Consider the following 25609-nt stretch of genomic DNA (forward strand, 5'->3'; position numbering starts at 1 on the left):
GCGCCGTACTTCATGCATCATGATAGTGATTAAGAACGTTCTTAAGGCCAGAAGTTCCCTCGTCTGATAACGCAGCCAGTGCGGCAGCGTCAGTCGGTTACGATCCGCACGCCTATCTTGCTGACTTGGTTGCCGTCCATTTCGGCGATGGTCCAGGTCAGGCCGTCCCATTCCACCTGGTCGCCGATCACCGGTTCACCGCCGATCAGCTGAATGACGAACTGGCCAAGCGTCTGCTGCTCGTCCACGTCGTCTTGAAGGTTGAGGCCATAAAGCTGAGAAATGTCGCTTAAACGGGCGTCGGATTGCAGGATAAAGTCGCCGAAAAAGCGTTCGTCGAGCGTCACGGCCGGCGCCTGGCTGAACAGCTTGCCGAGGATCGGCAGATCGTGCTCATGGCCGATGACGCACAGAATATCGTTCTCCCGCAGCCGGGTACTGCCGCTAGGGTGCAGCAGCTCTTTGCCGCGGAACAGGGCGGCGATGCGGGTGTTGGGGGGCATTTTCAGCTCACGCAGCGCCGCGCCGACGCACCAGTTTTCCGCCGAAAGCTGATACACGAACTGTTCCCACTGGTTCTCCGGGTGTACATCCAGCCCAACGCGGGAGATCGGCGTCAGCGCCGGCGGCACGATCACCTTGGCTTTTTTGGCGGCAAACGACAGCGTGGTGCCTTGCAGCAGCAGGGAGACCAGCACCACGAAGAACGCCACGTTGAAGAACAATTGGGCGTTGGGCAGCCCGGCCATCATCGGGAACACCGCCAGGATCACCGGCACCGCGCCGCGCAGGCCGACCCAGGAAATAAAGCCGCGTTCGCGCAGGGTAAAGCTGCGGAACGGCAGCAGGCCGATAAACACTGACAGCGGGCGGGCGAACAGGATCATCCACAGCGACAGCAGCAGGGCAGGGATGGCGATCGGCAGCAGCTCGTGCGGGTTGAGCAGCAGGCCGAGTACCAGGAACATGCCGATCTGGCTGAGCCAAGCCAGGCCGTCGAAGGTTTGTACGATGCCGTGACGGTTGCGGATCGGCCGGTTGCCCAGCAGCAGGCCGCACAGGTACACCGCCAGAATGCCGCTGCCGTCCAGCGCAGTGGTCAGCGCGAAAATAAGAATACCGCCGCTCACCGCCAGCAGCGGATAGAGGCCGTCCGCCAGTTTGATGTGGTTGATCAGCGTCAGCAGCAGCCAGCCGCCGCCCAGACCGAAGACGATACCCATGCCGAACTGCTGCATCAGATGCAGCGGGAAGGTCCAGCTCAGCGCGGTTTCTCCGGCGGCGATCATCGCAATCAGCGTGATGGTGAGAAACACCGCCATCGGATCGTTGCTGCCGGATTCGATCTCCAGCGTGGCGCTGACGCGTTCGTTCAACCCTTTGCCGCCCAGCAGCGAGAAGACCGCGGCGGCGTCGGTGGAACCGATGATGGCGCCGATCAGCAGCCCCTGTAGCAGATCGAGGTTGAACAGCCAGGCGGCGGCCATGCCGGTCAGGCCGGCGGTGATCACCACGCCGATGGTGGCAAGAGACAGCGCCGGCCACAGAGCGACGCGGAATGAGCTGACCCGGGTTCGCATGCCGCCGTCGAGCAGGATCACCGCCAACGCGAGGTTGCTGACCAGATAAGCGACAGGATAATTGCTGAAGACGATGCCGCCGGGGCCATCGACGCCGGCCAACATGCCGATCGCCAGGAAGATCACCAGGATCGGAATGCCGAGCCGGGAAGAAAATGAGCTGAGCAGAATACTTGCCCCCACCAGCACGGCACCGATGACGAACAAACTGTTAATGGTGCTGGCATCCAAAATATTGCTCTCCTGAGGCTGGGAATCGGTGGGGCACTGCGCGTGTGTCGATGATAGCGTGTTTAGTGGGTAAAACGCCAAGGCTGATTGCGAAAACAACCGATCAATTATTGCCCTTTGATGCGATTAACCGAAGAAAGTGAGGAGAAGAGAGATAATCCTGCCTTTTATCCAACATTATCAGGCTGCTGTATTTCTGCTTTGGCAACAATTTCCGATCGTGGCTGAGGGAAAAACCATTAAGCCCGCGCTGGCAGGCTTAATGGTTTGCAGACGCGGTAGGGTTAGTGGTCGAGCGATTCCAGCGCCCGTTTGATCAGCTCGTTGGCCAACTTGCTTTCCGTTTCGGAAATGCCGTCGAGATTGAAGTTGGAGAGCTCAGCGACCAAAACGCTGCGTTCTTTGCCGCTGATTGAGGCGTCCAGTGCGGACAGCAACCTGCCGAGGATCTTCAGCAGGGTGGCGTTTTCCGCTATGGCTTCCTGAGCCGGGGTGTGCTTATCGGTCATTCAAAATCCTCTCTGTCGTGACGGAAGGGAGATGCAGCTAACGCCATCGAATAAATTCAACGATCGCGCAGCCCTTCGGGGGTGTTGAGCCCAATCACTACCGTAAGGCAGGGATCCGGATTTCTACTTATGCATTGCAGTTATAACGGCTAGTTTATCTATGCAGCCGTATCACTTTGCCCTAACGGGCGACGCCAGGCTGAGCAATGTGTGCTCTGCATGCAAACCACCAGTATAGGCTTTTTGCACGACGGCAAGATGACGGGAAACCCCTGCAAACGTTCGGGTTTACAGGGGCGGAAGGTTATTGCGGCTTGCCGGAGAACAGGAAGCGCAGCACCGGAATACGCTTGTGCAGTTCATATAGCGCGAAGGCCAGCGAGAACACAAACAGCAGGCCCAGCAAGAATCCCAACAGGTTGTTGCCGATATAAGGCGTCACGAAAGCGCCATATATCAGGGTCAACGGATGGTGCACCAGATATATAAACAGCGAGGCGTTGACCAGATAGGTGATGCGCGGCGAGTGATAATTCAGCAAGTTGTGCCCGAAAGAGAACACGACGTTGGTCATCAGGATCCCCATTAGGGTTTTGATCACCACTTCTACCTCGAACATATAGCTGCTGTGCGCCAACAGCTTTTGATTCAGCATATATGCGATAAACAGCAGCAGCGAACCGAGCAGCGCCAGCGGTGAGCGGCGCAGAAAAATCTCCTTAAGCCACACGTACTTAAACGCATAGGCGCCGAGGATGAAGAACGGCAGGTAGAACATCGTCTCCATCACCACGAAATTGAACAGGCCGTTGGATAATAGCTGCGGGGCGAAAATTAAAATAATGCGGTGCGCGGCCGAATAGCATACCGCATAAATAAAGAAATACAGTGAGATGTTTCCTAATCCGTGCATTCGGTTTATTAACGCCGGAATAGGCTCACGGGGTTGATGCTTGATTTTGCGGAACAGATAAAAACAGGCGCAGGTTAACAATGACAGTGTCAATAAGAACCAGAGATGAGAAACCAATTCCCAAACTGTTACATTTATTTTCTGATAGAGAGAAAATTCATCCCAGCCGTTTAATTTATCGGTGAAGTATTTCAGCATGAAAAACTGCGGTACCGTGATTAGCGGGATGGAGCTCAGCAGCGGGATCGCCACCCGCTCCAGCCTGACCTTCAGCCACTGGTGGCGCTCGTAGCGCTCGTAAAGCATGTAGGAGAAGTAGCCGGATATCACGAAGAACACCTGCATGCGGAAAGCGTGAATGAAGTCGTTCAGCACCGTGAGCGAGAAAGAGGGCGACGCGCTGTTCACCGCCCAGGCATGGCTGGAATAAATCAGGGAGAGGTGAAACGGAATCCCGAGCAACATCAAATAGGCTCGGATCGAATCGAGAAAAAACTCGCGCTGTTTGCTGCCTTTAGTCATAGATTACCGCTGGTGATTTAATCGAGAGTTCATTAACACGCTTAATAAGTCGTCAAACGTTAAATTGTTATCCGGAACCCTACTATAGCCCCCCGCATTTTTCCATAGCGTCTTGTTGCGCGGCTTGCTACGCTGGTGTTCCATCAGCTGCTTAAACAATGAGCCGTAAACATGAACCATCCATTTATCATGTTGTCGGAAAGCTGAGTAATCCATTAATATGGATTTAAATGATTTGAGCACACGAATAGGGGGGGATGTGCTAGTTAATATATTATCCGGACAACCACGCGCCGCGAGCGTTCGTTGGTTAGGTGCTACCGTATTGTTCACGCTGTTCAGTTCGCCGGCTTGGGCCTTTTCTATTGATGATGTGGCCAAGCAGGCGCAGGATCTGGCGGCGAAAGGTTTCGAAGCCCCGAAGAGCAACCTTCCTTCTCAGTTCCGCGAGATGAAGTTCGCAGACTATCAGCAGATTCAGTTCAATCACGATAAAGCCTATTGGAGCAAGCTGAAAACCCCTTTCAAGCTTGAGTTTTATCATCAGGGGATGTACTTCGACACGCCGGTGAAAATCAACGAGGTCACCTCTACCAGCGTAAAACAGATCAAGTACAGCCCGGATTACTTCAACTTCGGTTCGGTCAAACACGACCCAGAATCGGTGAAAAACCTCGGCTTTGCCGGTTTTAAGGTGCTTTACCCGATCAACAGCGCCGACAAAAACGATGAGATCATGAGCCTGCTGGGCGCGAGCTATTTCCGCGTAGTGGGTAAAGGGCAGGTTTACGGGCTTTCCGCTCGCGGCCTGGCTATCGACACCGCTTTGCCGTCCGGCGAAGAGTTCCCGCGTTTCCGCGAATTCTGGGTTGAGCGTCCGAAGCAGGGCGACAAGCATCTGGTGATCTATGCGCTGCTGGATTCCCCGCGCGCCACCGGCGCTTACCGTTTCACGGTGATCCCGGGCCGCGACACCACCGTGGACGTCGAGTCTAAAGTGTTCCTGCGCGACAAGGTGGGCAAACTGGGCCTGGCGCCGCTGACCAGCATGTACCTGTTCGGGCCGAACCAGCCGTCGCCGACGTTGAACTATCGCCCGGCGTTGCACGATTCCAACGGTCTGTCTATCCATGCCGGCAACGGCGAGTGGATCTGGCGTCCGCTGAACAATCCTAAACACCTGTCCGTCAGCACCTATACCGTCGAGAATCCGAAAGGCTTCGGTCTGCTGCAGCGCGGTCGCAACTTCAAAGAATATGAAGACCTGGACGATCGTTACGATCTGCGCCCTAGCGCCTGGATCGAACCGAAGGGCGACTGGGGCAAAGGCAAGGTCGAGCTGGTGGAGATCCCGACGGCGGATGAAACCAACGACAACATCGTCGCGTTCTGGACGCCGGATACCTTGCCGGAAGCCAAAAAGCCGCTGACGCTGAGCTACCGTCTGAACTTCACCCGCGATGAAGACAAACTGCATTCGCAAGACATCGCCTATGTGGCGCGGACCATGCGTTCGACCGGTGACGTGAAGCAGTCCAACCTGATTCGCGAGCCAGACGGCAGCGTGGCCTTCCTGGTCGACTTCGTCGGTCCGGTGCTGAAAGGGCTGGATGCCAATACCCCGGTCGCTTCTCAGATCAGCATCGGCGACAACGGTGAAATGGTAGAAAACAACGTCCGCTATAACCCAGTGACCAAAGGCTGGCGCCTGACGGTGCGTCTGAAAGTGAAAGACGACAAGAAGCCGGTAGAAATGCGCGCGGCGCTGGTCAATGGCGATAAGACTCTGTCGGAAACCTGGAGCTATCAGCTACCTGCCAATGAATAAGCCTACTCAACCCGCCCAGGATTATCTTGCGGCGCTGCCTCTGACCGCCGAGCGGTCGGAGGCGCTCAACCCTCAAACGGCGGATGACGCTCAGGCACTGGAGGCGCTCCATCGGCAGATGGGCGCCGCCGACGCCAACGTCAATAGCCTGTCGGCGGATGACGTGGCGCTGGCCTCGGTCAAACCGCGCATCGAAAACGCCTGGCCGGATGCGGTCAGCGATGACGACTTCGATACCGACGCCGAAGGGCGCGCCATTCTGAAGGCGACGCCGCCGATCAAACGAACCACCATGTTCCCGGAAGCCTGGCGCACCAACCCGGTGGCGCGCTTCTGGGATTCTCTGCTGGGGCGTTCGCCGCACAATCGGCACGCCACCAAAGAGGAGGCCGAGGCTGAGAACCGCTGGCGCGTTGTCGGCTCCATGCGCCGCTATGTGCTGCTGGTGCTGATGCTGGTGCAGACCGGCATCGCCACCTGGTACATGAAAACCATCTTGCCTTATCAGGGCTGGGCGCTGATCGATCCTATCGCCATGCTGGATCAGGATCTGATGCAGTCGGTGCTGCAGCTGCTGCCGTATGTGCTGCAAACCGGCATTCTGATCCTGTTCGCCGTGCTGTTCTGCTGGGTCTCGGCCGGTTTCTGGACCGCGCTGATGGGCTTCCTGCAGTTGCTGATCGGTAAAGACAAATACAGTATTTCCTCCACCATCAAGGGCGATGAGCCGATCAACCCGGCGCACCGCACCGCGCTGATCATGCCGATCTGCAACGAAGACGTCGAACGCGTGTTCGCCGGCCTGCGTGCGACCTATGAGTCCGTCGCCGCCACCGGTCAACTGGAGCACTTCGATATCTACGTGCTGAGCGACAGCTACGATCCGGACATCTGCGTGGCGGAGCAAAAGGCGTGGATGGAGCTGTGCCGCGATGTCGACGGCCACGGCCGCATCTTCTATCGCCGCCGTCGCCGCCGCGTAAAACGCAAGAGCGGCAACATCGACGACTTCTGCCGTCGTTGGGGCGGCGAGTACAGCTACATGGTGATCCTGGACGCCGACAGCGTGATGAGCGGCGAATGCCTCACCGGGCTGGTGCGTCTGATGGAAGCCAACCCGAACGCCGGCATCATCCAGTCCGCGCCGAAGGCGTCCGGTATGGATACCCTGTATGCGCGCGTGCAGCAGTTCGCCACCCGCGTTTACGGGCCGTTGTTCACCGCCGGCCTGCATTTTTGGCAACTGGGCGAATCGCACTACTGGGGCCATAACGCCATCATCCGCGTGAAGCCGTTTATCGAGCACTGTGCGCTGGCGCCGCTGCCGGGCGAAGGCTCCTTCGCCGGCTCAATCTTGTCGCACGACTTCGTTGAAGCGGCGCTGATGCGCCGCGCCGGCTGGGGCGTGTGGATCGCTTACGATCTGCCGGGCAGTTACGAAGAGCTGCCGCCAAACTTGCTGGACGAGCTGAAACGCGACCGTCGCTGGTGCCACGGTAACCTGATGAACTTCCGCCTGTTCCTGGTGAAAGGCATGCACCCGGTGCACCGCGCGGTGTTCCTGACCGGCGTCATGTCCTACCTGTCGGCGCCGCTGTGGTTCATGTTCCTGGCGCTCTCCACCGCGTTGCAGGTGGTGCACACCCTGATGGAACCGCAATACTTCCTGCAGCCGCGGCAGCTGTTCCCGGTCTGGCCGCAGTGGCGGCCCGAGCTGGCGATAGCGCTGTTCTCCACCACGCTGGTGCTGCTGTTCCTGCCGAAGTTGCTCAGTATCGTGCTGATCTGGGCCAAGGGCGCGAAAGAGTACGGCGGGGCGTTCCGTCTGTTCATTTCGATGCTGATGGAAATGCTGTTCTCGGTGCTGCTGGCGCCGGTGCGCATGCTGTTCCATACCGTGTTCGTGGTGAGCGCCTTCCTCGGTTGGGAAGTGGTGTGGAATTCGCCGCAGCGTGACGATGACGATACGCCTTGGGGCGAAGCGTTCCGCCGCCATGGCTCGCAGATGTTGCTGGGCCTGGTGTGGGCCGGCGGCATGGCGTGGCTGGATCTGCGCTTCCTGTGGTGGTTGGCGCCGATCGTGTTCTCGCTGATCCTGTCGCCGTTCGTGTCGGTGCTGTCGAGCCGCGCGACGCTGGGCATGAAAAGCAAACGTGCCAAGCTGTTCCTGATCCCGGAAGAGTACAACCCGCCGCGCGAGCTGCTGGCGACGGAAGAGTACCTGCATCTCAACCGCAACCGTGCGCTGACCAACGGCTTTATGCACGCGGTGGTCAACCCGTCTTTCAACGCGCTGGCGACGGCGTTGGCGACGGCGCGTCACCATCTGCGCGCTACCCTCGATCGCAACCGCGAGGAGCGGGTGAACGAAGCGCTGCAGCTGGGGCCGGAGAAGCTGGTGAAGGGCAAACGTCTGGAGCTGCTGAGCGATCCGGTCACGCTGGCTCGTCTGCACCAGCGCGTCTGGCTGCTGCCGGAAGGCGCCGCCTGGCGTGAGCACTATCAGCAGTTGCCGCACAACCCGCTGGCACACCCAACGGGCCGACGTTAATCGCTGAACGGCAACGCTCAGACGGGGAATGCGCATGGCGCGTTCCCCGTTTTTTTTACCTTTTGCTTACGTGCGCCGGTGCCGGCAGAAAAAGGGAACTGTGGTAGACTGCGGCCGATGCGTTGTTCACTCGCGAAACAACCCTTTGCTCAGAGTCAATGTCGTGAAGCTCTCTTCCTACCTTCGGCTGGCCTGCGTGGCGGCCGGCGTGATGGTCTTAACCGGTTGCGGCAGCATCATCAGCCGCACCGTGCCCGGTGCGGGGCATGGCCACCAGTACTATCCCGGCGTGCAGTGGGATTTGCGCGATACGCCCTGGCGCTACGTCACGGTGATAGACGTGCCGCTGTCGATGGTGGTGGACACCTTTATGCTGCCATTCGATGCGCAGCATGGCCCCTATGAATAAACCCGTTCAGCGGGTGGCGAACACCACCAGCTGATAGCCTTTCTGCCCACAATGGAAAGGCGCCAGCGCCGTCATGCCCAACCCTTGCACGTGAGCCGCCAACGAATGCGGATTGTCGTCGTCGATAAACAGCGCGCCCACGTCGTAGTCATGACGGGTGTGCGCTTTGACCGCGGCGTAAAGGCGCTTTAGCACACCTTTGCCGCGCCAGGCGGCGTCGAGGCAAACCGGGCCGTAGAGAAACACCCGCTGTTCACTCAGCGCCCGCCCGGTGAAGGATTGCGTGGCGAGCGTCGCCAGCATCGCGTCCACCACCGGCGGCCTCGGGTGCACGTCGGCGGGCATCAAGCAAACGAACCCTGCCAGTTGGTTCTCCTGTTCGGCCACTAGTATGCCGATGCCGCGGTTGATCGCCGTCAGTTGTGCCTCATTCATGCGCGATACGATAAATCCCTGCCGTTTTTGGCGCTCGTCGAGCGCTTCCGGCACGTTTTCCCCCTGCAGCTGCAAAATGGCAGGGTAGTCGGTGGGGCGGGCCCGGCGAATGATCATGCTGCCTCCTTGGCGATGAAAGCGTGGTGCGGGTTAACGCTCATCCCATTCATCGGCCGCGGCCTGGCCTTCTTCGGTATCCAGCGGCGGTTCGAGCTGAAAGTCACCTTCTTCCCATTCGTAGAGGGTGTTTTCGTCTATCCACTCTGCGGTAATTTCCACCTCGTCGTAGTCACCGTCGAAGATCGCCTGCGCCGCCGCACCGCTGCGCAGCGTCAGGCATTCCACCGCCTCACCTTCTTCTTCGAAGAACTCCGCCTGCCACATCGTGTCGCCATCCTGCATCACGTACTTTTGCAGATTGAACTGTTGCGGCACCGGTGGTTCGTCACCGCTGCCGCCTTCGGCGGTGTCGATAAACGCTTCGCGTGCGGCCTCGATGGCTTCTTCCAGGGTTGCATACAGGCTCATGTTTGCCTCCGTTGACGATGAGAGTAAAGCGCCCGGCGGTGCTGCCGTCGCGTGGGTGAAAACGTCAAAACTAATTGTTGTCTCACTGGCGCAGGATGCAAATTTTTTTGTTGTCCGCTTTGCGACGATGATTGTCCGCAAAGCGGGAGAAGAGGCGGCGATGGCGGGAAATAATGGCGCTATCGTTCACTCAGGCGTCAGGAGAAGCCCATGTTAATCGACCCTTCAAGCAAATACCGACCGTTCCCGCCGGTGGCGTTACCGGACCGCGAGTGGCCTGCGCGTACGCTGCGGCAGGCGCCGCGCTGGTGCTCCAGCGATCTGCGCGACGGCAACCAGGCGCTGGCGGAGCCGATGGATAACGCGCGCAAACGCGAATTCTATCAACTGCTGTTGCAGTGCGGTTTCAAAGAGATCGAGGTGGCTTTCCCTTCGGCATCGCAAACGGATTTCGATTTTGTGCGCACGCTGATCGACGAGCGGCTGATCCCGGACGACGTCACTATTCAAGTGCTGACGCAGTCGCGCGACGATCTGATCGATCGCACTTTCGAGGCGCTGCAGGGAGCACCGCGGGCTATCGTGCATTTGTACAACGCCACGGCGCCGATGTTTCGCGATATCGTGTTCCGCCAGGATAAGGCCGCCACCGTGGCGCTGGCGGTGAACGGCGTGCGGCGCATCCGCCGGCAGTGCGAGGCACAGCCCGATACCACCTGGTGCTTTGAGTATTCGCCGGAAACCTTCTGTTTTACTGAATTAGAGTTCGCGCTGGAGATCTGCGAAGCAGTGGCGGAGGTGTGGCAACCGGGGCCGCAGCGGCCGATGATCATCAACCTGCCGGCGACGGTGGAGGTGAGTACGCCCAACGTGTATGCCGATCAGATCGAATGGTTTTGTCGCCACTTCAGCCGCCGCGCCGATGTGACGATTAGCGTGCATCCGCATAACGATCGTGGTACCGGCGTGGCCTGCGCGGAGCTGGCGCTGTTGGCCGGCGCCGATCGGGTCGAAGGTTGCCTGTTCGGTAACGGAGAGCGCACCGGCAACGTCGATCTGGTTACGCTGGCGTTGAATCTCTATACCCAGGGCGTAGCGCCGGGCCTGGACTTCAGCCGCCTGAAGCAGGTGGTGGAGGTGGTGGAGCTGTGCAATCAGCTGCCGGTGCATCCTCGCCATCCTTATGCCGGTGAGCTGGTGTTTACCGCCTTCTCCGGTTCGCATCAGGATGCGATCAAAAAAGGCTTCGCTGCGCAACGGCAGCGACAGGATGGCTGGTGGCAGGTGCCTTATCTGCCGCTCGATCCCGCCGATGTCGGCTGCAGCTATGAGGCGGTGATCCGGGTCAACAGCCAGTCCGGCAAAAGCGGCGCCGCCTGGCTGTTGGAACAGAATCATGGGCTGGCGTTGCCGCGCGGCTTGCAGATCGATTTCAGTCAGGTGGTACAGCGGGCGACCGACGGCAGTGGCAAGGAAATGAGCGGCGCGCAGCTGTGGCGCTTGTTCCGCGATACCTACGGGCTGGTGGAGCAGCCGCGTTTGCAGCTGTTAAGCTACCAGACGGAAAGTCACGGGGTAGAGGCTTATAGCTTCAACGCGCGAGTTGCCTGCGAGGGAGTGCCACTGCGCCTGCAGGGCGCCGGCAACGGCCTGCTTTCCAGCGCGGTGGATGCGCTGCGCCAACGCTTCGACTTGCCGCTGGCGATCGAGGATTACCACGAGCATACGCTGGGGCATCAGAGCGACAGCCGAGCGGTGGCCTATATCCGCTGTACGCTGCCGCAAGGTGAGGCGACCTACGGCGTTGGTATCGACGTTGACTCCGCCAGCGCTTCGCTGCAGGCGCTGTTCAACGTTGCCGGGCGCTATCTGTCGTCGGCGCGGTCCGGCTGAAATAGTCGCTGGGCGCAACCCCCAATAACCGGCGGAACATGGCGCTGAACGCGCTGGGGCTGTCATAGCCAAGATCCAGCGCCACTTCCAACACCGAGCGGCCGGTCGCCAGCGCGTTCAACGCCGCCAGCAAACGGGCGCGCCGCACCCAATCACTAAAATGCAGCCCGGTTTCTCGCTGGAAGCGCCGCGACAGGGTGCGCCCGCTGACGCTGAGATGAGCGGCCGCCTGTTCCAGCGTCCAGGGCTGTGCCAGCGTGGCCTGAATATGGCGGCACAGGGCGAGCAGAGAGGCCTCGCGCGGTTCCGGCAGGTGCAGCGGCAGAATCGGCAGCATTCTCAACTCATCCAGGATCAGTTCCATCACGCGCTCATCGCGCCCGCCGCTTGGATAGTCAGGCGCAATCTCCATCGCACAGATAATCAACTCGCGCAGCAGCGGCGACACCTGTACCACCTGGCATTGGGCCGGCAGATCGGCACGCGCCAGCGGATCGACGAACAGCGTCCTGGCCGCTACCTGGCCGGTGATGCGCAGGCTGTGCACCATTTTCGCCGGTACCCAGACGCCGCGGCCGGGTGGCACCACCCAACTGCCGAGCCGGGTCGTGACCTGCACCACGCCGCTCAGGCTGTGAATCAGCTGCGCGCAATTATGGTAGTGGTCCGGCTCGCTGTCACCGTGGTGATAATCCCTGGCTAATGGCCGGACAGGCTGATCGGGCGGCAGAATGTCGTGAAACAACAGCATCGTAAGCAGGCTCCGCGCGGCAAAAGGGGGAGGACAGCATGCCATGCGGCGCTGTTTCACACCAGTCTGTGGCGTGGCACGACAAGATAGTTTATAAAATGATATTATATAATTTTGTAAATTGATGGAGGGGCAATGGATATTGACGCGATGCGCAAGGCGGCGGCGCAGGCCGGTGCGATGCTGCGCGCCCTGGGCAACGAAGATCGGCTGCTGCTGCTGTGCCGGCTCAGCCAGGGCGAAATGGCGGTGAGCGAGCTGGCGCAGACGCTGGCTATCCGCCAGCCGACGTTGTCCCAACAGCTTGGCGTGCTGCGCGAGGAGGGCTTGGTCTCCACCCGACGCGCCGGCAAGCAGATTTACTATGCGGTGGCCGATGCCAAAGCGCTGACGCTGCTCCATACCCTGTATCAACTGTATTGCCCACAGCCGGAGAGCCGCGATGACCATTGACTGGCAACACTTCACGCCCTATTCCGCGCTGGCGGGCGGGGCCATTATCGGCGGCGCGGTGGCGTTGCTGCTGCTGTTCAACGGCCGCATCGCCGGTATCAGCGGCATTACCGGCGGCTTATTGAGCGCGGGCGGCCGGGAGCGGGGCTGGCGCGCCGCATTTATTGGCGGGTTGCTGCTCTCCCCCTGGCTGTATGCCGTCGCTGCGGCTTTGCCGTCCGGTGAGATCGCGGCCGGCAGCGGCGGGCTGGCGATGGCGGGGCTGTTGGTGGGGGTGGGTACTCGATTGGGCAGCGGCTGCACCAGCGGGCACGGCGTGTGCGGCGTCGCGCGGTTGGCGCCGCGATCGTTGGCCGCCACGGCGGTGTTTATGCTGCTGGGCTTTACGACCGTGTGGCTGATGCGCCATCTGCTGGGAGGGTGAAGATGCTTAAGTCTCTGTTGGCGCTGCTGAGCGGCGTGATTTTCGGCCTGGGGTTAATTATCGCCGGCATGGCCAATCCGGCTAAGGTACTGGCGTTTCTCGATATTACCGGCCAGTGGGATCCTTCGCTGGCGTTGGTGATGGTTGGGGCGATTGCGGTAGCGGCGCCGGCCTTTATGTGGGCGCGTCGACGCCAGCGGAGCCTGTTGGGGGAACCGCTGCAGATCCCGGCCGCCGGGCGTGTGGATCGCCGTTTGCTGGTGGGCAGCGCGTTGTTCGGCATTGGTTGGGGCATTGCGGGCATTTGCCCTGGCCCGGCCTGGGTGTTGGCGGGGGCGGAGATACAACGGGTATGGCCGTTCCTGCTGGCCATGCTGGCGGGCATGGCGCTGTATGAGATTATCATGAGATGGAGGCGTTCATGTCGATAGCCAAGGCGGTGCTGCGCATTGCGCGCCCGACCGATAGGTTGCAAGAGATTGCCGCGCTGTATTGCCGCGGGCTGGGTTTCGAAAAACTGGGCGAGTTTGTCGATCATCAGGGGTTTGACGGCATGATGATCGGGCATCCGCAGCATGCCTACCATCTGGAGTTTACGCAGCATCGCGGGGTGCGGGTCGGGCAGGCGCCGACGCAGGATCATCTGCTGGTGTTTTACCTGCCGAATGAGAACGAATGGCGAGCCGCGTGTGAGCGGATGCGGGCGGCGGGATTCCTGGCGGTCACCGCCTATAATCCCTATTGGGATCGGGCGGGGCAAACCTTTGAAGATCCTGACGGCTACCGGGTGGTCCTGCAACATCAGGCCTGGCAGGCATAAAAAAACCGGCGCATCGAGCGCCGGTTTGCAAGATAAACGGGTTATCCGTCAGGCGTTGGTCGCCGGTTTTTGCGCGCTCTTGGACTGGGTATTTTCCAGCATGCGGCGAATCGGCACGATCAGCACGATCAGCACGGCGGCGCAGATCAGCAGCGCGACGGAGCAGCGAGCGAACAGATCCGGCAGCATATCCAGTTGGTCGGCCTTGACGTGACCGCCGATCAGACCGGCGGCCAGGTTGCCCAGCGCACTGGCGCAGAACCACAGCCCCATCATTTGCCCGCGCATTCTCTCCGGTGCCAGCAGCGTCATGGTGGCCAGCCCGATCGGGCTCAGGCACAGTTCACCCAGCGTCAGCATCAGGATACTGCCCACCAGCCACATCGGCGATACGCCGGCGCCGCCGTTGCTCAGCACATTCTGCGCGGCCAGCATCATCAGGCCGAAGCCGCCGGCGGCGCACAGGATACCGATCACGAACTTGGTGATGCTGCTCGGGCGCACGTTATTGCGCGCCAGCGCAGGCCAGGCCCAGCTGAACACCGGGGCCAGCAGGATGATGAACAGGGCGTTGATCGACTGGAACCACACCGCCGGGATCTCGAAGCCGCCGACCATGCGATTGGTGTAATCGTTGGCGAACAGGTTGAACGAGGTCGGCTTCTGTTCAAACGCCGACCAGAAGAACGCGGCGGAGATCAGCAGGATGAAGCACACCAGCAGGCGTGCACGCTCTTTGCGGCTCAGGCCGGCAAAGGCGAACAGGTAGATGAAATACAGGGTGACCGAGGCGGCGATGACGTACACCAGCACGCTGGCTACCTCAACCGGGTTGATGACGATGGTGCCCTGAGCGATCAGCACGATGACCGCAGCCAGGACTACCGCCAATGCCAGCAGCCAGGCGCCGACGCCTTTTTTCTTCGCGACCGGGCTGTTCCAGGTGGAATCCAGGCCCACTTCGCGGTCATAGCGTTTCATCGCCGGTACGGCGAATACCCGGAAGATCACCAGCGCCACCAGCATCCCGATACCGCCGATGCCAAAGCCCCAGTGCCAGCCGTGTGACTTGATCAGCCAGCCGGAGATCAGCGGGGCAATGAACGAGCCGATGTTGATGCCCATGTAGAACAGCGAGAAACCGCCGTCACGGCGCGCATCGCCTTTCTTGTACAGCGTACCGACCATCACCGAGATACAGGTCTTGAACAGGCCGGAACCGAGCACGATGAACATCAGGCCGATGAAGAACAGGTTGGTGCCCATCACCGCGGACAGGGCGATCGACAGGTGGCCGAGGGCGATCAGGATAGAACCGTACCAGACGGCCTTGCGTTGGCCGAGCCAGTTGTCCGCCAGCCAGCCGCCCGGCAGCGCCGCCAGGTACATGCTGCCGGCGAAGATGCCGACGATCGCCGACGCGTTCTCGCGCGCCAGACCCAGACCGCCGTCGTACACGGTGGCGGCCATAAACAGGATCAGCAGCGGGCGGATGCCGTAGAACGAGAAACGCTCCCACATTTCGGTGAAGAACAGAGAACCCAGCGGATAGGGATGGCCGAAGAAGGTCCGGCTTTCTGACTTATTGACAGAGGATTGCATAACGATTTCCCAATAAAAAGGCGCTGCATGGCTGCAGCCCGTACTGTGGTTGTATGTGTATTTAATGAAGGCGATCCGCCCAATGCGGATTACCCGACAAAACCGCGGCTGCAACGCTGATAAACCGTGGAAAGCGTGCTGACCTTTTTTCACTTGGCCGATGGTTCACATCTGGCGTGATATTATTTAACCATTTGATAACTGGTCGTTGGTTTTGTCTAGTACCTGTATCCCATTTTTTAGACGAAAAGTCGACAAGCATCTCCTTTTCTGGTTTTTCTGTTGGTTATGACAGGAATATGATTGACAGCGGGTTTTATGCGCTGAAGGTTAATTAATTGTTGATAAACAATATGTTGGATAAGGAATGTTCCGACTGGCGCGAAAATTCGCAGGCCCGAAGGAAGCATTATTAAAAGTAGGGGAAACACGGCGTTGATCCGGCCAATCGCGGAAATTGGCGATAAATGCAGCTATTGTTCTTCCTGCAGCGTGTCTTCCCGCATGTAGCCCGGCCGCCGCCGCAAACACCACCAGGAATAACCGGCGTTGAATAGCACCACCAAAGCGGTGACGGCGAAGACCGCGCGAAAACCGTAGCCGGCGGAGACCGCGGCGCCAAGCAGCGGGCCGCTGACGTTGCCGACGTCGCGGAACGATTGGTTATAGCTGAAAATTCGGCCGGCCACCTGATTGGTGCAGTTGTAAATCAACAGCGTCTGTACCGCCGGCAGCAGCGCGCCGTCAGCCGCCCCCAGCAGAAAACGCAGCACCCCGAGCTGCCACGGGGTTTGCACGAACGCCATCGGGATCAGCAGCAGCACCGAGACGATCAGCATACATATCAAAATGCGCTCCGGGCCGATGCGATCGCCCAGCTTGCCCAGCCTTGGGGCGCTCATCAATGCCGCGACGCCGGGCACCGAGGCGATCAGCCCGCTGATAAACGCCAGATTATGGGTGGCGCCGGTCAGATCGCGCACATACAGCGTCAGGATCGGCGCAATCGAGCCGGTGGCGATCTGGATAATCATGGTAGTCACGAACAGGCTGAGCACCAGCTTCGGGTTCTTCAGCGAGGCGAGCACCTGCCGTGCGTGCAACATGTCGCGCTTTTGCACCGGGGTGAATTGCTCTTTGACATACAGCAGCGTCAGCACGAAGCAGACAAACAGCACTGCGGCGGTGATATAAAACACCGGGCGCAGGCCGTACAGATCGGCCAGCAGGCCGCCGATCAATGGGCCGATCAGCGCGCCGCCGACGCCGCCGGTAGACAGGGTGCCGAGCGCCCAGCCGCTGCGGTTGCGCGGCACCTGAGTGGCGATCAGCGCGTTGGCGTTGGGTATGAACCCGCCGAGCAGCCCCAGCACCGCTCGCAGCGCGAGAAACTGCCAGACCGTTTGCGCCATGCCCATCAGCACCATGACGATCGCCATGCCCAGGGCGGAGCGCAGCAGCATCAGTTTACGGCCGCGTCGGTCGGCCAGGGCACCCCAGAACGGCGCGGCGATAGCGGAAAACAGAAAGGTGATGCTGAACAGCAAACCGGACCACATGTTGAGCGCCTGATGGCCGGTTACGCCCAGCGTCTCTACGTACAGCGGCAGAAACGGCATCACCAGGCTGAAGGCGGCGCCGGTGAGAAAACACCCTACCCAGGCGACGAAAAGGTTGCGTTTCCAGTTAACGGGTTCTGCTGCCGAAGCCATAAATGTCCACTGCCGAAAGGTGACGCGTTTTGCCGGCGGCAAGATGAAGGGGCAAAACGTGAAGGTTAGCCTGATAAGTATGCGCCGCCTGCGTGGCAACGGCAAACCAGGGGACGGAAATAGGGAGAAAAATGAAATAAAGTTTTAAAAATGGCGTTTAAACCTTATTCCGCGCTTAGCGCGCGGAATTTACAGCGTTTTATAAGCCGGCCAGCGCCTCGAAACCGGTGGCGGTGGTGGTGGCGCTAAAGTCGGTGACCTCGTAGTGGGCCACGGCGTTGAACGGATCTTCGGCCAGGATGGCGTCCAGCCGCGCACGCTCAATGCCTTTGGCCAGGATCACGCCGCCGGTGCGGGGATTCTTGCGGCCGGAGGCGATGAAGGTGCCGTCCTGAAAATATTTCTTAAGCCAGGCGATGTGCCCGTCAAGGTGGCTGTCGACGTCGGCAATGGGGCGATGGTAGGTCAGGCTGACAATGTACATAGCGGCTCCGGGGGGGGCGGTAAAGGCTTTACCATCCCACCCTCGCCGTCGATTCTCAAGGGGCGCGCAATAAAAAAACCCGCCGGCGGCGGGTTGGTTTGATCAGTACAACGAAGGCTCGCCTTCCGGGCGGGTCTTGAAGCGGCGATGCAGCCACATGTATTGGTCCGGCGCCATCAGGATCTCTTTCTCCACCACTTTGTTCATAAAGGCGGCGGCGTCGAGTTCGTTATCCAGCGGGAAGTTTTCCACCGCCGGCTGCATGATCAGCTCATAGCCTTTGCCGTCTGGCAGGCGGCGCGGGGTGAACGGAATGATCGCCGGTTTGCCCATCCGCACCAGCACGTAGCTGCCGGTGGTGGTGGCGGCTTTGTCCACCGCGAACAGCGGCGCGAAAACGCTGCTGCGCGGGCCGTAGTCGTGATCCGGGGCATACCAGATGATATCGCCCTGTTTCAGGGCGCGGATCATGCCTTTGATGTCTTTGCGGTCCAGCATCGATTTGTTGGAACGCATGCGGCCCCAGGTTTGCAGCCAGTCCATCAGCTTGTTGTCGTGCGGGCGGTAAACGCCGATGCCCGGGTTATGAATGCCGAAGATGCGCGCACCCAGCTCCAGCGTCAAAAAGTGCAGGCCAATCAACAACACGCCCTGCCGGTTGTCGCGCGCTTTTTGGATGTGCTCCAGGCCGCTGACCTTGAACCAGCGCTCGATGCGCCAGTTGGGCCAGAACCACGCCATGCCGGTTTCAAATAGCCCCATGCCGACCGATTCGAAATTCTTTACTACCAGCGCATCGCGTTCGGCCTGCGGCATGTCGGGAAAACAGAGCTCGAGGTTGCGTTGGGCTATAGCGACACGTCGCTTGAGAAAGCGCATGGAAAATCGCCCAATCGAGGTGCCGAGCCAGTAGATGACGGGGTAAGGCAGCAACACCAGCAGATACAGCAAGCCGATGCCGACCCAGGTCAACCAGTAGCGCGGGTGCAATAAGGAACGATTGAAAGTAGGAACTTGAGTCATGGGTTCTCTGTTTGAATACGGTTGTTTAAGTGTAATGACAGAGTCATCGCATGGTCTGGCAGCCGGGTGAGCTCGGCGGCAAGGTTCGTTTCTGCCGTTTGTTTGCGACTATTGTGGCATTTTTCTGGCGATCCGGGAAAACACAACGCATTAAAATCCCTCTTTGGGCGTTAAATATGCATCGAATGCCGAATTTTTCCACAATCTTTCCTGCCAAAGATAATGGCGATATTATTGCTGGTAATTATTCAGAGGGTAAATATTTTGGCACCATGGATCAGTGCGGGGCTGCTGGTTTTGGGCGCAGCGGTCGGCAGCGTCGGCGCGCATTTGCAGATGAACGCGATATTGGCGCTCGCCGGCGTGATGATGGCGCTCGGCATAGTGGCTTCCGCGTTTACCGAAGGCGGCGGAGGCTGAACGGGGCGTTTGCGCCAGGGCTGCGCGGCGGCGGTTTTTCGGGTATGATATGCGCCGCGCGTGGGCCGGCAGGCCGCGTGCGGTAAATCAGTCACCTCCCGAAAGACAGGAAAGTACACCATGCCAGTGTTACATAACCGAATTTCTAATGAGGAACTGAAGGCGCGCATGCTGGCGGAAACCGAGCCGCGCACCACAGTTTCTTTTTACAAATACTTCTCCATTGACGATCCCAAGGCGTTTCGCGACAGCCTGTACGTTCAGTTCGAAAAACTGAAGGTGTTCGGCCGTGTTTACGTGGCGAAAGAGGGCATCAACGCGCAGATCAGCGTGCCGCAGCATAATTTCGACGCGTTCAAAGCCGCGCTGTTCGCCTCGCACCCGGCGCTGGATCAGGTACGCCTGAATATTGCGCTCGAAGACGACGGCAAATCCTTCTGGGTGCTGCGCCTCAAGGTGCGCGAGCGCATCGTGGCCGACGGCATCGATGACGAGAGCTTTGACCCAAGTAACGTCGGCGAGTATCTGCAGGCCGATCGCGTCAATCAGATGATCGACGATCCGAATACGGTATTCGTCGATATGCGCAACCACTATGAGTACGAAGTCGGTCACTTCGAAAACGCCATCGAGGTGCCGTCGGATACCTTCCGCGATCAGCTGCCGATGGCGGTGGAGATGCTGCAGGACAGCAAAGACAAAAACATCGTCATGTACTGCACCGGCGGCATTCGCTGTGAAAAAGCCAGCGCCTATATGCTGCACAACGGCTTTAAAAACATCTACCACGTGGAAGGCGGGATCATCGAGTACAGCCGCAGAGCGAAAGAACAGGGGCTACCGCTGAAGTTTATCGGCAAAAACTTCGTATTCGATGAGCGCATGGGCGAGCGCATCTCCGACGATGTGATCGCCAACTGCCACCAGTGCGGTGCGCCGTGCGACACCCACACCAACTGCAAGAACGACGGCTGCCATCTGCTGTTCATTCAGTGCCCGAGTTGCGCCGCCAAGTTTGAAGGGTGCTGCAGCGAGATTTGCCGCGAAGAGCTGAAGCTGCCGCGTGAAGAGCAGCGCGCGCGCCGTGCCGGCCGTGAAAACGGCGTCAAGATCTTCAATAAGTCGAAAGGCTTGTTGCAGACTACGATGCACATTCCGGCACCGGAAGAAGAAGGCCCAGCCCGCTGAGCCTGAGGAAATGAGAAGCCCGGCCGCCAAGCCGGGCTTTTTTTTATTTCTCGCGCACGCCTTCTACGGAGATGATCAGCTCAACGTCTTGCGACGCCGGACCCAGATCGGTGGTGATGCCGAAATCTTTCAGCTTGATCTTGCCGTTGGCCTCAAAGCCGGCGCGGTAGCCGCCCCACGGATCGTTGCCCTGGCCAATCAGTTTGGCGTCCAGCGTAACCGGTTTGGTCACGCCGTTCAGCGTCAGGTTGCCGACCACTGCATAACCGTCGCCGCTTTTCTTCACTTCGGTGGATTCAAACTTGGCCTGTTTGTTCTTCTCCACATTCAGGAACTCGGCGCTGCGCAGGTGCTTGTCGCGCTCGGCGTGGTTGGTGTCGACGCTGGCGGTATTGATGGTCACGTTGACCTTGTCCTTGGACGGATCTTTTTCGTCGAAGGTGAAGCCGCCGTCGAAGTCTTTAAAGCTGCCGTACAGCCAGCTATAACCCAGGTGCTGGATGCGGAACTCGATAAAGGCGTGCTGGCCCTGTTTGTCGATCTTGTAGTCCGCCGCCAGTGCGGAACCGGCGCTCAGCAGCAGGGCGCCTGCGGTCAGGCCCAATACGGTCTTTTTCAACATAGCAATCTCCATAAATCCAAAGGTTAATCGGCGCTGCTACCCAGCATCCGTTTCAAAGTGACATCACGATCGATAAAGTGATGTTTAAGCGCGGCCAGCCCGTGCAGTACCGAGAGCACTACCACGGCCCAGGCCAGGTAAAGATGTATGGCACCGGCGGTATCGGCCTGTTCCGCCATGCCGGTTACGGTGGCTGGCACGTCGAACCAGCCGAATACGCTGATCGGTTGGCCGTCGGCGGTCGAGATCAGATAGCCGCTGATAAGAATGCCGAACAGCACGGCATATAGCGCCAGATGCGCGAGAATGGCGCTGACGCGAGTGAGGCGACCATAACTGGCCAGAGGCTTGGGCGGCGGCGAGACAAAACGCCAGATCACGCGGATCACCATCACGCTGAACAGCAGCGCGCCGATGCTTTTGTGGATCTCCGGCGCCTGATGATACCAGACGTCGTAATAGCCCAGCGTGACCATCCACAGGCCGAGCGCGAACATGCCGTACACCGTCAGCGCCACCAGCCAGTGGATCAACACTGACACATGGCCGAAACGATCGGCGGTATTTTTCCAGAGCATCCTGTTTCCTTCGATTACCGATTGGCTGGCTGCAATAATTAAACTTTAGGAAACATAAAATCAATAATAAATTTAACTATGTTACTTCTTAGAAATATTAGTCAGTGAATTTGTTTGAGATGTTCGGGGTTCATCAGATAAATCGTTGAAGATGATATTATTTCTTTCACGTAACGATTATGCTAGTTGTTGAAAATTAGGCTTATTATCTATTAATGTCAGCTTTTGTCATTTTACGTAAATCGTCCATAAATTGCTCGATGGGATTATTTGTTGGCAAAGTTTATGCCTATTTCTCGCGGCGAAGAGCAGGGCGGAAAGATTAATTTTTTCGAACGGTTACGCGTAACCCTCTGCGGCATAACGGCGGACTTTGCTACCATTAGCGCCAAGCGTCGGCTCTTTGTGGCCGGTTAACCCAGTGAAATAACAAGGAAACGTGATGGGCCGAACCCGTGTAACCGACAACAGCCTGCGTTTGGCCGTCCTGCTGGCGATGTTGGTGATCATTCTGGCTGGGGTGAAAGCCGCCGCCGACATTGTGGTGCCGTTTTTATTGGCGGTGTTCCTCGCCATGGTGCTGAACCCGCTGGTGGCGATGCTGGAACGCCGCCGGGTGCCGCGCATCCTTGGGGTGACGCTGCTGGTGACGGCGGTGATTGTGGTCGTGATGCTGTTTATCGGCATGCTGGGCGCTTCGCTCAATGAGTTCGCCCGTTCGTTGCCGCAGTACCGCGGCATGATGATCGAGAAACTGCGCGAGCTGCAGCATTACGCCGATCGCTTCAATATCAGCCTCTCCAGCGAAGCGATGCTGCAGTATGTCGATCCCAGCGCGGCGATGAATCTGGTTACCCGCATGCTGGGGCACCTGTCTGGCGCCATGACCAACGTCTTCCTGCTGCTGATGACCGTGGTGTTTATGTTGTTCGAAGTGCAACTGCTGCCTTATAAGCTGCAACAGGCGTTGGATAAGCCGAACGAAGGCCTCGCGGCGATGCGGCGTGCGCTGGACGGCGTGACGCGTTATCTGGTGATTAAAACCATCATCAGCCTGGCCACAGGGGTGATCGTCTGGATCTTCCTGGCGGCGGTCGGCGTGCGCTTCGCCTTTATCTGGGGGCTGCTGGCGTTTCTGCTCAACTATATTCCCAATATCGGCTCGGTATTGGCCGCCATTCCGCCGCTGATTCAGGCGCTGCTGTTCAACGGATTGGGTGATGCGCTGGTGGTGGCGGGCGGCTTTATCGCAGTCAACATGGTGATCGGCAATATCCTCGAGCCGCGGGTGATGGGGCGCGGGCTGGGGTTGTCGACGCTGGTGGTGTTCCTGTCATTGATCTTTTGGGGCTGGTTGCTCGGCCCGGTGGGCATGTTGCTGTCGGTGCCGCTGACAATTGTGGCGCGCATCGCGCTGGAAACCACCGAGGGCGGCTATCGGCTGGCGGTTATTCTGGGAGACGGCCGCCCGCCGCGCCAGCCTCCGGCTGCGCCGGAGTGAGGAGCGTTCTTGTAGCCACGTTGAGCCGTGCGTTGTTAATGAGTTTTGAATAAGCCACCCAACGGTGGCTTAACGCTTATACTGTTAGTGCAGACTGGGAGCATTGGCTAATCAGTAAAAACTACAACCACTTAGACCACTTTACATAGACGACACAAACGACAATGGCCCAGATGAGGGTGAGGTAAAAACCAGAGTTTGGGAACACTGAAACGAAAATAACCCCGCCGACAATAATGAGTACGATAGGGATTAGGTAAGCGAACGAGTTACCCAGCCATTCAATCAACCACTTCATTTTGTGAGCACCCAAAGTTCAGAAAGATTTTCTATTTTCCGCCTAAAGACTATATGGGTAACAACAGGAATATCACTTCGGTAAATTAGCGGCATCCAAGGGTTCGTAAAATTTATCTTTATCCATATCATTTTCAATATATATAATGCGGTAGTGATTAATGACAGGAATTACGGATGATATAGCTAGTGAAATACTTTTACGAGAACAGTGATAACTGTTATACATACCAAGAAAAGCGGTAGAGTACATAAATGTACCAAGCATAAGGATATGTGCATGTTGATAATGAGGATGAGTTACAACGATCTTTCAAAAAACGGAGGAGAAGCGAAGCTCCACGTCTATGGGCTAGGTACTTTCCCCGTTTTTTCTGGTAGGCAGCCGTACACAAATGATCCTAACTGCACCTACATTGAGAACAGTGCAATACCTGTTGGTCGTTATTGGGTGGTTGACAGGCCGAGAGGTAGTCTAGCCAATCAAGTTCGTTCGTGGGTGCTTGACCAGTACACAGGAAACGATCATAGCGACTGGTTAGCTCTGTTCAGTGCTCAAACAATGAGTGACAGCATGTTTGTAAATAAGATCGCACGTGGTAGTTTTAGATTGCATCCGCTCAGACCCGATGGCCGCGGTTATAGTGAAGGGTGCATTACGTTTGTGAGTCGTCTGGAGTTTTACAAGGTTCGTCGCTTCATCCTTGGAATGAAGCTTATTAGAGTTCCTGGGTCACGCAGTACGTTGATGACCTATGGTTTTGTTGATGTGCAAGGGGAGAGCAAGTTTGAAAAATGCATCGCTCGTTAAGAATATAGTACTGTATATTGCATGTTTCATTACTGCTTTCTGTTTTTCTCGCTATGGGATGCCACTGTATGGCTTAACGTCACTCATCATCGATACCTCTAAACAACTCTTTGGCAGGTATCAAACAGGTTTCTATGAAATGGACGCAGATCCACTGACATTCAGCACGCTGATATTCACTGTGGTTCTCTATGCCTTGGTTATATTTGGTTTGGTAAAGATGGCATTAAGACAATTCAGATAAATACAGAATGTCCGATGTGTTAATAAAAGGGCATCTCACCACTAATAAGTTTGTATTAATGGAAAAGGCGCCTTTTCCTCCATTGCATTTTATTTATTGGGAACTCCGTTGAATAATGGTTAATCCACCGCAACCATCTCCGATGCCGTCGGCTTAAGAAAGATTTTGCCGTTCACACCGGGCTGCGCAGCGTGTTGCAGAGCAGCTGCGTACTGTTGCAAAGGGTAAATCGCGGCGGGTTGGCGCAGCGCCAGCTGGCCGCGCCGCAGCAGCTGGAATAGTTGATAAAACGCCATTTGCCACTGCGCCGGCGCCGCCTGCGCATTCCATTTGCGCAAGTGGAACAGCGAAGCGCGCAGCTTCAATTCGTCCACCACGCGCCGCCAGTTCACCTGGCGCCCACCCAGCAGGCCCAGCGCGACAAAGTCGCCGCCGGCGCGAACCGCCCGCGCCAACTGCAATCCGTCTTCTCCGCCGATGCAGTCGATAGCGGCGCGGGCGCCAAAGTGGGTCATTTGCGCCAGCTGCGGCGCCTCAATAACGCGCCAGGCGCCGGCGGCCAGCAGCGCCGGGCGATGAGCGACGTTGCGCACCACCACCGCCAGACGAATGCCGCGCAGTGCCGTCATCTGCGCCAACAGCAGGCTAACGGCGGAGCCGCCGCCGTTGAGTAGCAGCACGTCACCGGCGTTGAGCGGCAGCCATTGCGTCAGCAGCACCCAGCAGGTGAGCGGGTTGATATATATTTGCGCCGCGCCGGCGTCGTCGATGTCGTCCGGCACCCAGACCATCCGATCCTCAGGCAGCGTGACGAAGGTTTGCCAGCTGCCGTCACCCGCTACCGCCAGCGCGCGTCGGCCGGTCGAGCGCCCGCTTTGCGGATCGACGATGACGCCTACGCCTTCATAGCCCGGCACCTGCGGCAGGGCGATGCGGTGCGCGTATTGGCCGTGAATCGGGATCAGGTCAGAAGGGTTGATCGGGGCATAGCGCATCTGCAGCAGCCGCTGGCCGGGGCGCAGCGTCGGCCTGTTCACCTGCTGCAGCGCCAGCACCTGGGCGGGATCGCCGAAGCGGCTGAAGCTCAAGCGGGGAAATGACGACGGCATGGGTTACATCACGAAGAAAAAATAAACATCCAGCGCCAGCAGTATCAGCCACAGGCAAAGGTACAGCACCAGGTGCTCACGCACGTTGTTGACGATAGCCGCCAGTATTCGGTTTAACATTTCAGCCGCCTGAAGAAAGAGACCTTTGATTATAGTCCTTTTCTTGGCGTC

General features: G+C 58.3%; 27 protein-coding genes. 13 read left to right on the forward strand and 14 right to left on the reverse strand.

What is annotated here, in order from left to right:
• Nucleotides 1–89 precede the first annotated feature (89 nt).
• The 3 genes from QDT79_RS13365 to mdoC all read right to left on the reverse strand — a co-directional run bounded on the left by QDT79_RS13365 (nucleotide 90) and on the right by mdoC (nucleotide 3755).
• Entirely contained in the window at nucleotides 90–1811 is a 1722-nt protein-coding gene (locus QDT79_RS13365; protein WP_060387562.1) for a potassium/proton antiporter, read from the reverse strand.
• A 284-nt stretch (nucleotides 1812–2095) separates the two neighbouring features.
• Entirely contained in the window at nucleotides 2096–2320 is a 225-nt protein-coding gene (locus QDT79_RS13370; RefSeq protein ID WP_063989500.1) for a hypothetical protein, read from the reverse strand.
• A gap of 304 nt (nucleotides 2321–2624) precedes the next feature.
• Nucleotides 2625–3755, reverse strand: a complete 1131-nt coding sequence (gene mdoC / locus QDT79_RS13375) for a glucans biosynthesis protein MdoC (protein WP_063989501.1) — start codon at nucleotides 3753–3755, stop codon at nucleotides 2625–2627.
• Nucleotides 3756–4014: 259 nt separating this feature from the next.
• Here mdoC and mdoG point away from each other — a divergent pair, with 259 nt between their 5' ends.
• From mdoG to QDT79_RS13390, 3 genes are all read left to right on the forward strand, one after another.
• Nucleotides 4015–5583 (forward strand): glucans biosynthesis protein MdoG, encoded by a 1569-nt coding sequence (gene mdoG / locus QDT79_RS13380; protein WP_025302384.1) that lies wholly within the window; start codon nucleotides 4015–4017, stop codon nucleotides 5581–5583.
• Nucleotides 5576–8134 carry a glucans biosynthesis glucosyltransferase MdoH gene (gene mdoH / locus QDT79_RS13385; RefSeq protein ID WP_063989502.1) on the forward strand — a complete coding sequence of 853 codons (2559 nt, stop codon included), beginning with the start codon at nucleotides 5576–5578 and terminating at the stop codon, nucleotides 8132–8134. The genes mdoG and mdoH overlap by 8 nt, the downstream gene beginning before the upstream one ends.
• Before the next feature lie 163 nt (nucleotides 8135–8297).
• Complete coding sequence (locus tag QDT79_RS13390) at nucleotides 8298–8543, forward strand: YceK/YidQ family lipoprotein (protein WP_038875425.1); 246 nt, start codon at nucleotides 8298–8300, stop codon at nucleotides 8541–8543.
• A gap of 6 nt (nucleotides 8544–8549) precedes the next feature.
• Here the strand turns inward: QDT79_RS13390 and QDT79_RS13395 are convergent, their stop codons facing one another.
• Together QDT79_RS13395 and QDT79_RS13400 are read right to left on the reverse strand one after the other, a co-directional pair.
• Nucleotides 8550–9095: a GNAT family N-acetyltransferase gene (locus QDT79_RS13395; RefSeq protein ID WP_107226980.1), complete on the reverse strand. Its 546-nt coding sequence runs from the start codon at nucleotides 9093–9095 to the stop codon at nucleotides 8550–8552.
• A gap of 33 nt (nucleotides 9096–9128) precedes the next feature.
• Nucleotides 9129–9506, reverse strand: coding sequence for a MysB family protein (locus tag QDT79_RS13400; protein WP_063989504.1), 378 nt, complete (start codon nucleotides 9504–9506; stop codon nucleotides 9129–9131).
• Between QDT79_RS13400 and QDT79_RS13405 the strand changes: the two genes are divergently transcribed.
• Together QDT79_RS13405 and leuA are read left to right on the forward strand one after the other, a co-directional pair.
• Nucleotides 9505–9723 carry a hypothetical protein gene (locus tag QDT79_RS13405; RefSeq protein ID WP_063989505.1) on the forward strand — a complete coding sequence of 73 codons (219 nt, stop codon included), beginning with the start codon at nucleotides 9505–9507 and terminating at the stop codon, nucleotides 9721–9723. The genes QDT79_RS13400 and QDT79_RS13405 overlap by 2 nt on opposite strands.
• On the forward strand, nucleotides 9717–11399 hold the full coding sequence (gene leuA / locus QDT79_RS13410; protein ID WP_308316606.1) for a 2-isopropylmalate synthase: 1683 nt from the start codon (nucleotides 9717–9719) through the stop codon (nucleotides 11397–11399). The genes QDT79_RS13405 and leuA overlap by 7 nt, the downstream gene beginning before the upstream one ends.
• Here leuA and QDT79_RS13415 read toward each other — a convergent pair.
• Nucleotides 11356–12150 carry an AraC family transcriptional regulator gene (locus QDT79_RS13415; RefSeq protein ID WP_308316607.1) on the reverse strand — a complete coding sequence of 265 codons (795 nt, stop codon included), beginning with the start codon at nucleotides 12148–12150 and terminating at the stop codon, nucleotides 11356–11358. The two genes, leuA and QDT79_RS13415, sit on opposite strands and share 44 nt — an antisense overlap.
• A 135-nt stretch (nucleotides 12151–12285) precedes the next feature.
• On the opposite strand from QDT79_RS13415, the gene QDT79_RS13420 reads away from it, so the two are divergent.
• Genes QDT79_RS13420 through QDT79_RS13435 form a run of 4 tightly spaced genes read left to right on the forward strand, consistent with a single transcriptional unit; the run spans nucleotide 12286 to nucleotide 13847 of the window.
• Nucleotides 12286–12603 carry an ArsR/SmtB family transcription factor gene (locus QDT79_RS13420; protein WP_063989508.1) on the forward strand — a complete coding sequence of 106 codons (318 nt, stop codon included), beginning with the start codon at nucleotides 12286–12288 and terminating at the stop codon, nucleotides 12601–12603.
• A complete protein-coding gene (locus tag QDT79_RS13425; protein ID WP_308316608.1) occupies nucleotides 12593–13027 on the forward strand; it encodes a YeeE/YedE family protein in 435 nt (144 codons plus the stop codon). The genes QDT79_RS13420 and QDT79_RS13425 overlap by 11 nt, the downstream gene beginning before the upstream one ends.
• Before the next feature lie 2 nt (nucleotides 13028–13029).
• The gene (locus tag QDT79_RS13430) at nucleotides 13030–13458 is read left to right on the forward strand and encodes a YeeE/YedE family protein (protein ID WP_063989510.1); all 429 of its coding nucleotides are present in this window, start codon (nucleotides 13030–13032) and stop codon (nucleotides 13456–13458) included.
• On the forward strand, nucleotides 13449–13847 hold the full coding sequence (locus QDT79_RS13435; RefSeq protein WP_063989511.1) for a VOC family protein: 399 nt from the start codon (nucleotides 13449–13451) through the stop codon (nucleotides 13845–13847). The genes QDT79_RS13430 and QDT79_RS13435 overlap by 10 nt, the downstream gene beginning before the upstream one ends.
• A gap of 48 nt (nucleotides 13848–13895) precedes the next feature.
• Here QDT79_RS13435 and QDT79_RS13440 read toward each other — a convergent pair whose 3' ends face one another.
• From QDT79_RS13440 to QDT79_RS13455, 4 genes are all read right to left on the reverse strand, one after another.
• On the reverse strand, nucleotides 13896–15449 hold the full coding sequence (locus tag QDT79_RS13440) for a peptide MFS transporter (protein ID WP_046686847.1): 1554 nt from the start codon (nucleotides 15447–15449) through the stop codon (nucleotides 13896–13898).
• A 473-nt stretch (nucleotides 15450–15922) separates the two neighbouring features.
• Nucleotides 15923–17161, reverse strand: coding sequence for a multidrug efflux MFS transporter MdtG (mdtG, locus tag QDT79_RS13445; protein ID WP_308316610.1), 1239 nt, complete (start codon nucleotides 17159–17161; stop codon nucleotides 15923–15925).
• A 199-nt stretch (nucleotides 17162–17360) separates the two neighbouring features.
• Nucleotides 17361–17645, reverse strand: coding sequence for a YciI family protein (locus tag QDT79_RS13450; RefSeq protein WP_063989513.1), 285 nt, complete (start codon nucleotides 17643–17645; stop codon nucleotides 17361–17363).
• Between the two features lie 102 nt (nucleotides 17646–17747).
• Nucleotides 17748–18668, reverse strand: coding sequence for a Kdo(2)-lipid IV(A) acyltransferase (locus QDT79_RS13455; protein ID WP_063989514.1), 921 nt, complete (start codon nucleotides 18666–18668; stop codon nucleotides 17748–17750).
• Nucleotides 18669–18902: 234 nt separating this feature from the next.
• Between QDT79_RS13455 and QDT79_RS13460 the strand changes: the two genes are divergently transcribed.
• The gene (locus QDT79_RS13460) at nucleotides 18903–19088 is read left to right on the forward strand and encodes a histidine kinase (protein ID WP_233221893.1); all 186 of its coding nucleotides are present in this window, start codon (nucleotides 18903–18905) and stop codon (nucleotides 19086–19088) included.
• Between the two features lie 120 nt (nucleotides 19089–19208).
• A complete protein-coding gene (gene trhO, locus QDT79_RS13465) occupies nucleotides 19209–20276 on the forward strand; it encodes an oxygen-dependent tRNA uridine(34) hydroxylase TrhO (RefSeq protein WP_063989515.1) in 1068 nt (355 codons plus the stop codon).
• A 43-nt stretch (nucleotides 20277–20319) separates the two neighbouring features.
• Here the strand turns inward: trhO and QDT79_RS13470 are convergent, their stop codons facing one another.
• Together QDT79_RS13470 and QDT79_RS13475 are read right to left on the reverse strand one after the other, a co-directional pair.
• Nucleotides 20320–20898, reverse strand: a complete 579-nt coding sequence (locus QDT79_RS13470; RefSeq protein ID WP_016928208.1) for a YceI family protein — start codon at nucleotides 20896–20898, stop codon at nucleotides 20320–20322.
• A 23-nt stretch (nucleotides 20899–20921) separates the two neighbouring features.
• Nucleotides 20922–21476 (reverse strand): cytochrome b, encoded by a 555-nt coding sequence (locus tag QDT79_RS13475; protein ID WP_063989516.1) that lies wholly within the window; start codon nucleotides 21474–21476, stop codon nucleotides 20922–20924.
• Nucleotides 21477–21918: 442 nt separating this feature from the next.
• Here QDT79_RS13475 and QDT79_RS13480 point away from each other — a divergent pair, with 442 nt between their 5' ends.
• Nucleotides 21919–22977, forward strand: a complete 1059-nt coding sequence (locus QDT79_RS13480; RefSeq protein ID WP_149558694.1) for an AI-2E family transporter — start codon at nucleotides 21919–21921, stop codon at nucleotides 22975–22977.
• 592 nt (nucleotides 22978–23569) lie between these two features.
• On the forward strand, nucleotides 23570–24085 hold the full coding sequence (locus tag QDT79_RS13485) for a DUF2778 domain-containing protein (protein WP_233221892.1): 516 nt from the start codon (nucleotides 23570–23572) through the stop codon (nucleotides 24083–24085).
• A gap of 363 nt (nucleotides 24086–24448) precedes the next feature.
• Here the strand turns inward: QDT79_RS13485 and QDT79_RS13490 are convergent, their stop codons facing one another.
• Nucleotides 24449–25438, reverse strand: a complete 990-nt coding sequence (locus QDT79_RS13490; protein ID WP_308316611.1) for a zinc-dependent alcohol dehydrogenase family protein — start codon at nucleotides 25436–25438, stop codon at nucleotides 24449–24451.
• Between the two features lie 3 nt (nucleotides 25439–25441).
• A complete protein-coding gene (locus QDT79_RS13495) occupies nucleotides 25442–25558 on the reverse strand; it encodes a DUF2770 family protein (RefSeq protein ID WP_074181193.1) in 117 nt (38 codons plus the stop codon).
• Between the last annotated feature and the right edge of the window lie 51 nt (nucleotides 25559–25609).

Source organism: Serratia marcescens, assembly GCF_029846115.1.
GTDB lineage: Bacteria > Pseudomonadota > Gammaproteobacteria > Enterobacterales > Enterobacteriaceae > Serratia > Serratia marcescens_L.

Coding starts and splice junctions, on each gene's coding strand:
- QDT79_RS13415 (WP_308316607.1), bottom strand. CDS start 12,150: ATGCTGTTGTTTCACGACATTCTGCCGCCCGATCAGCCTGTCCGGCCA.
- QDT79_RS13425 (WP_308316608.1), top strand. CDS start 12,593: ATGACCATTGACTGGCAACACTTCACGCCCTATTCCGCGCTGGCGGGC.
- mdoH (WP_063989502.1), top strand. CDS start 5,576: ATGAATAAGCCTACTCAACCCGCCCAGGATTATCTTGCGGCGCTGCCT.
- QDT79_RS13395 (WP_107226980.1), bottom strand. CDS start 9,095: ATGATCATTCGCCGGGCCCGCCCCACCGACTACCCTGCCATTTTGCAG.
- QDT79_RS13475 (WP_063989516.1), bottom strand. CDS start 21,476: ATGCTCTGGAAAAATACCGCCGATCGTTTCGGCCATGTGTCAGTGTTG.
- QDT79_RS13400 (WP_063989504.1), bottom strand. CDS start 9,506: ATGAGCCTGTATGCAACCCTGGAAGAAGCCATCGAGGCCGCACGCGAA.
- QDT79_RS13430 (WP_063989510.1), top strand. CDS start 13,030: ATGCTTAAGTCTCTGTTGGCGCTGCTGAGCGGCGTGATTTTCGGCCTG.
- QDT79_RS13480 (WP_149558694.1), top strand. CDS start 21,919: ATGGGCCGAACCCGTGTAACCGACAACAGCCTGCGTTTGGCCGTCCTG.
- QDT79_RS13370 (WP_063989500.1), bottom strand. CDS start 2,320: ATGACCGATAAGCACACCCCGGCTCAGGAAGCCATAGCGGAAAACGCC.
- QDT79_RS13420 (WP_063989508.1), top strand. CDS start 12,286: ATGGATATTGACGCGATGCGCAAGGCGGCGGCGCAGGCCGGTGCGATG.
- QDT79_RS13440 (WP_046686847.1), bottom strand. CDS start 15,449: ATGCAATCCTCTGTCAATAAGTCAGAAAGCCGGACCTTCTTCGGCCAT.
- mdoC (WP_063989501.1), bottom strand. CDS start 3,755: ATGACTAAAGGCAGCAAACAGCGCGAGTTTTTTCTCGATTCGATCCGA.
- QDT79_RS13490 (WP_308316611.1), bottom strand. CDS start 25,438: ATGCCGTCGTCATTTCCCCGCTTGAGCTTCAGCCGCTTCGGCGATCCC.
- leuA (WP_308316606.1), top strand. CDS start 9,717: ATGTTAATCGACCCTTCAAGCAAATACCGACCGTTCCCGCCGGTGGCG.
- trhO (WP_063989515.1), top strand. CDS start 19,209: ATGCCAGTGTTACATAACCGAATTTCTAATGAGGAACTGAAGGCGCGC.
- QDT79_RS13470 (WP_016928208.1), bottom strand. CDS start 20,898: ATGTTGAAAAAGACCGTATTGGGCCTGACCGCAGGCGCCCTGCTGCTG.
- QDT79_RS13495 (WP_074181193.1), bottom strand. CDS start 25,558: ATGTTAAACCGAATACTGGCGGCTATCGTCAACAACGTGCGTGAGCAC.
- QDT79_RS13405 (WP_063989505.1), top strand. CDS start 9,505: ATGTTTGCCTCCGTTGACGATGAGAGTAAAGCGCCCGGCGGTGCTGCC.
- mdtG (WP_308316610.1), bottom strand. CDS start 17,161: ATGGCTTCGGCAGCAGAACCCGTTAACTGGAAACGCAACCTTTTCGTC.
- QDT79_RS13435 (WP_063989511.1), top strand. CDS start 13,449: ATGTCGATAGCCAAGGCGGTGCTGCGCATTGCGCGCCCGACCGATAGG.
- QDT79_RS13485 (WP_233221892.1), top strand. CDS start 23,570: ATGAGTTACAACGATCTTTCAAAAAACGGAGGAGAAGCGAAGCTCCAC.
- QDT79_RS13455 (WP_063989514.1), bottom strand. CDS start 18,668: ATGACTCAAGTTCCTACTTTCAATCGTTCCTTATTGCACCCGCGCTAC.
- QDT79_RS13450 (WP_063989513.1), bottom strand. CDS start 17,645: ATGTACATTGTCAGCCTGACCTACCATCGCCCCATTGCCGACGTCGAC.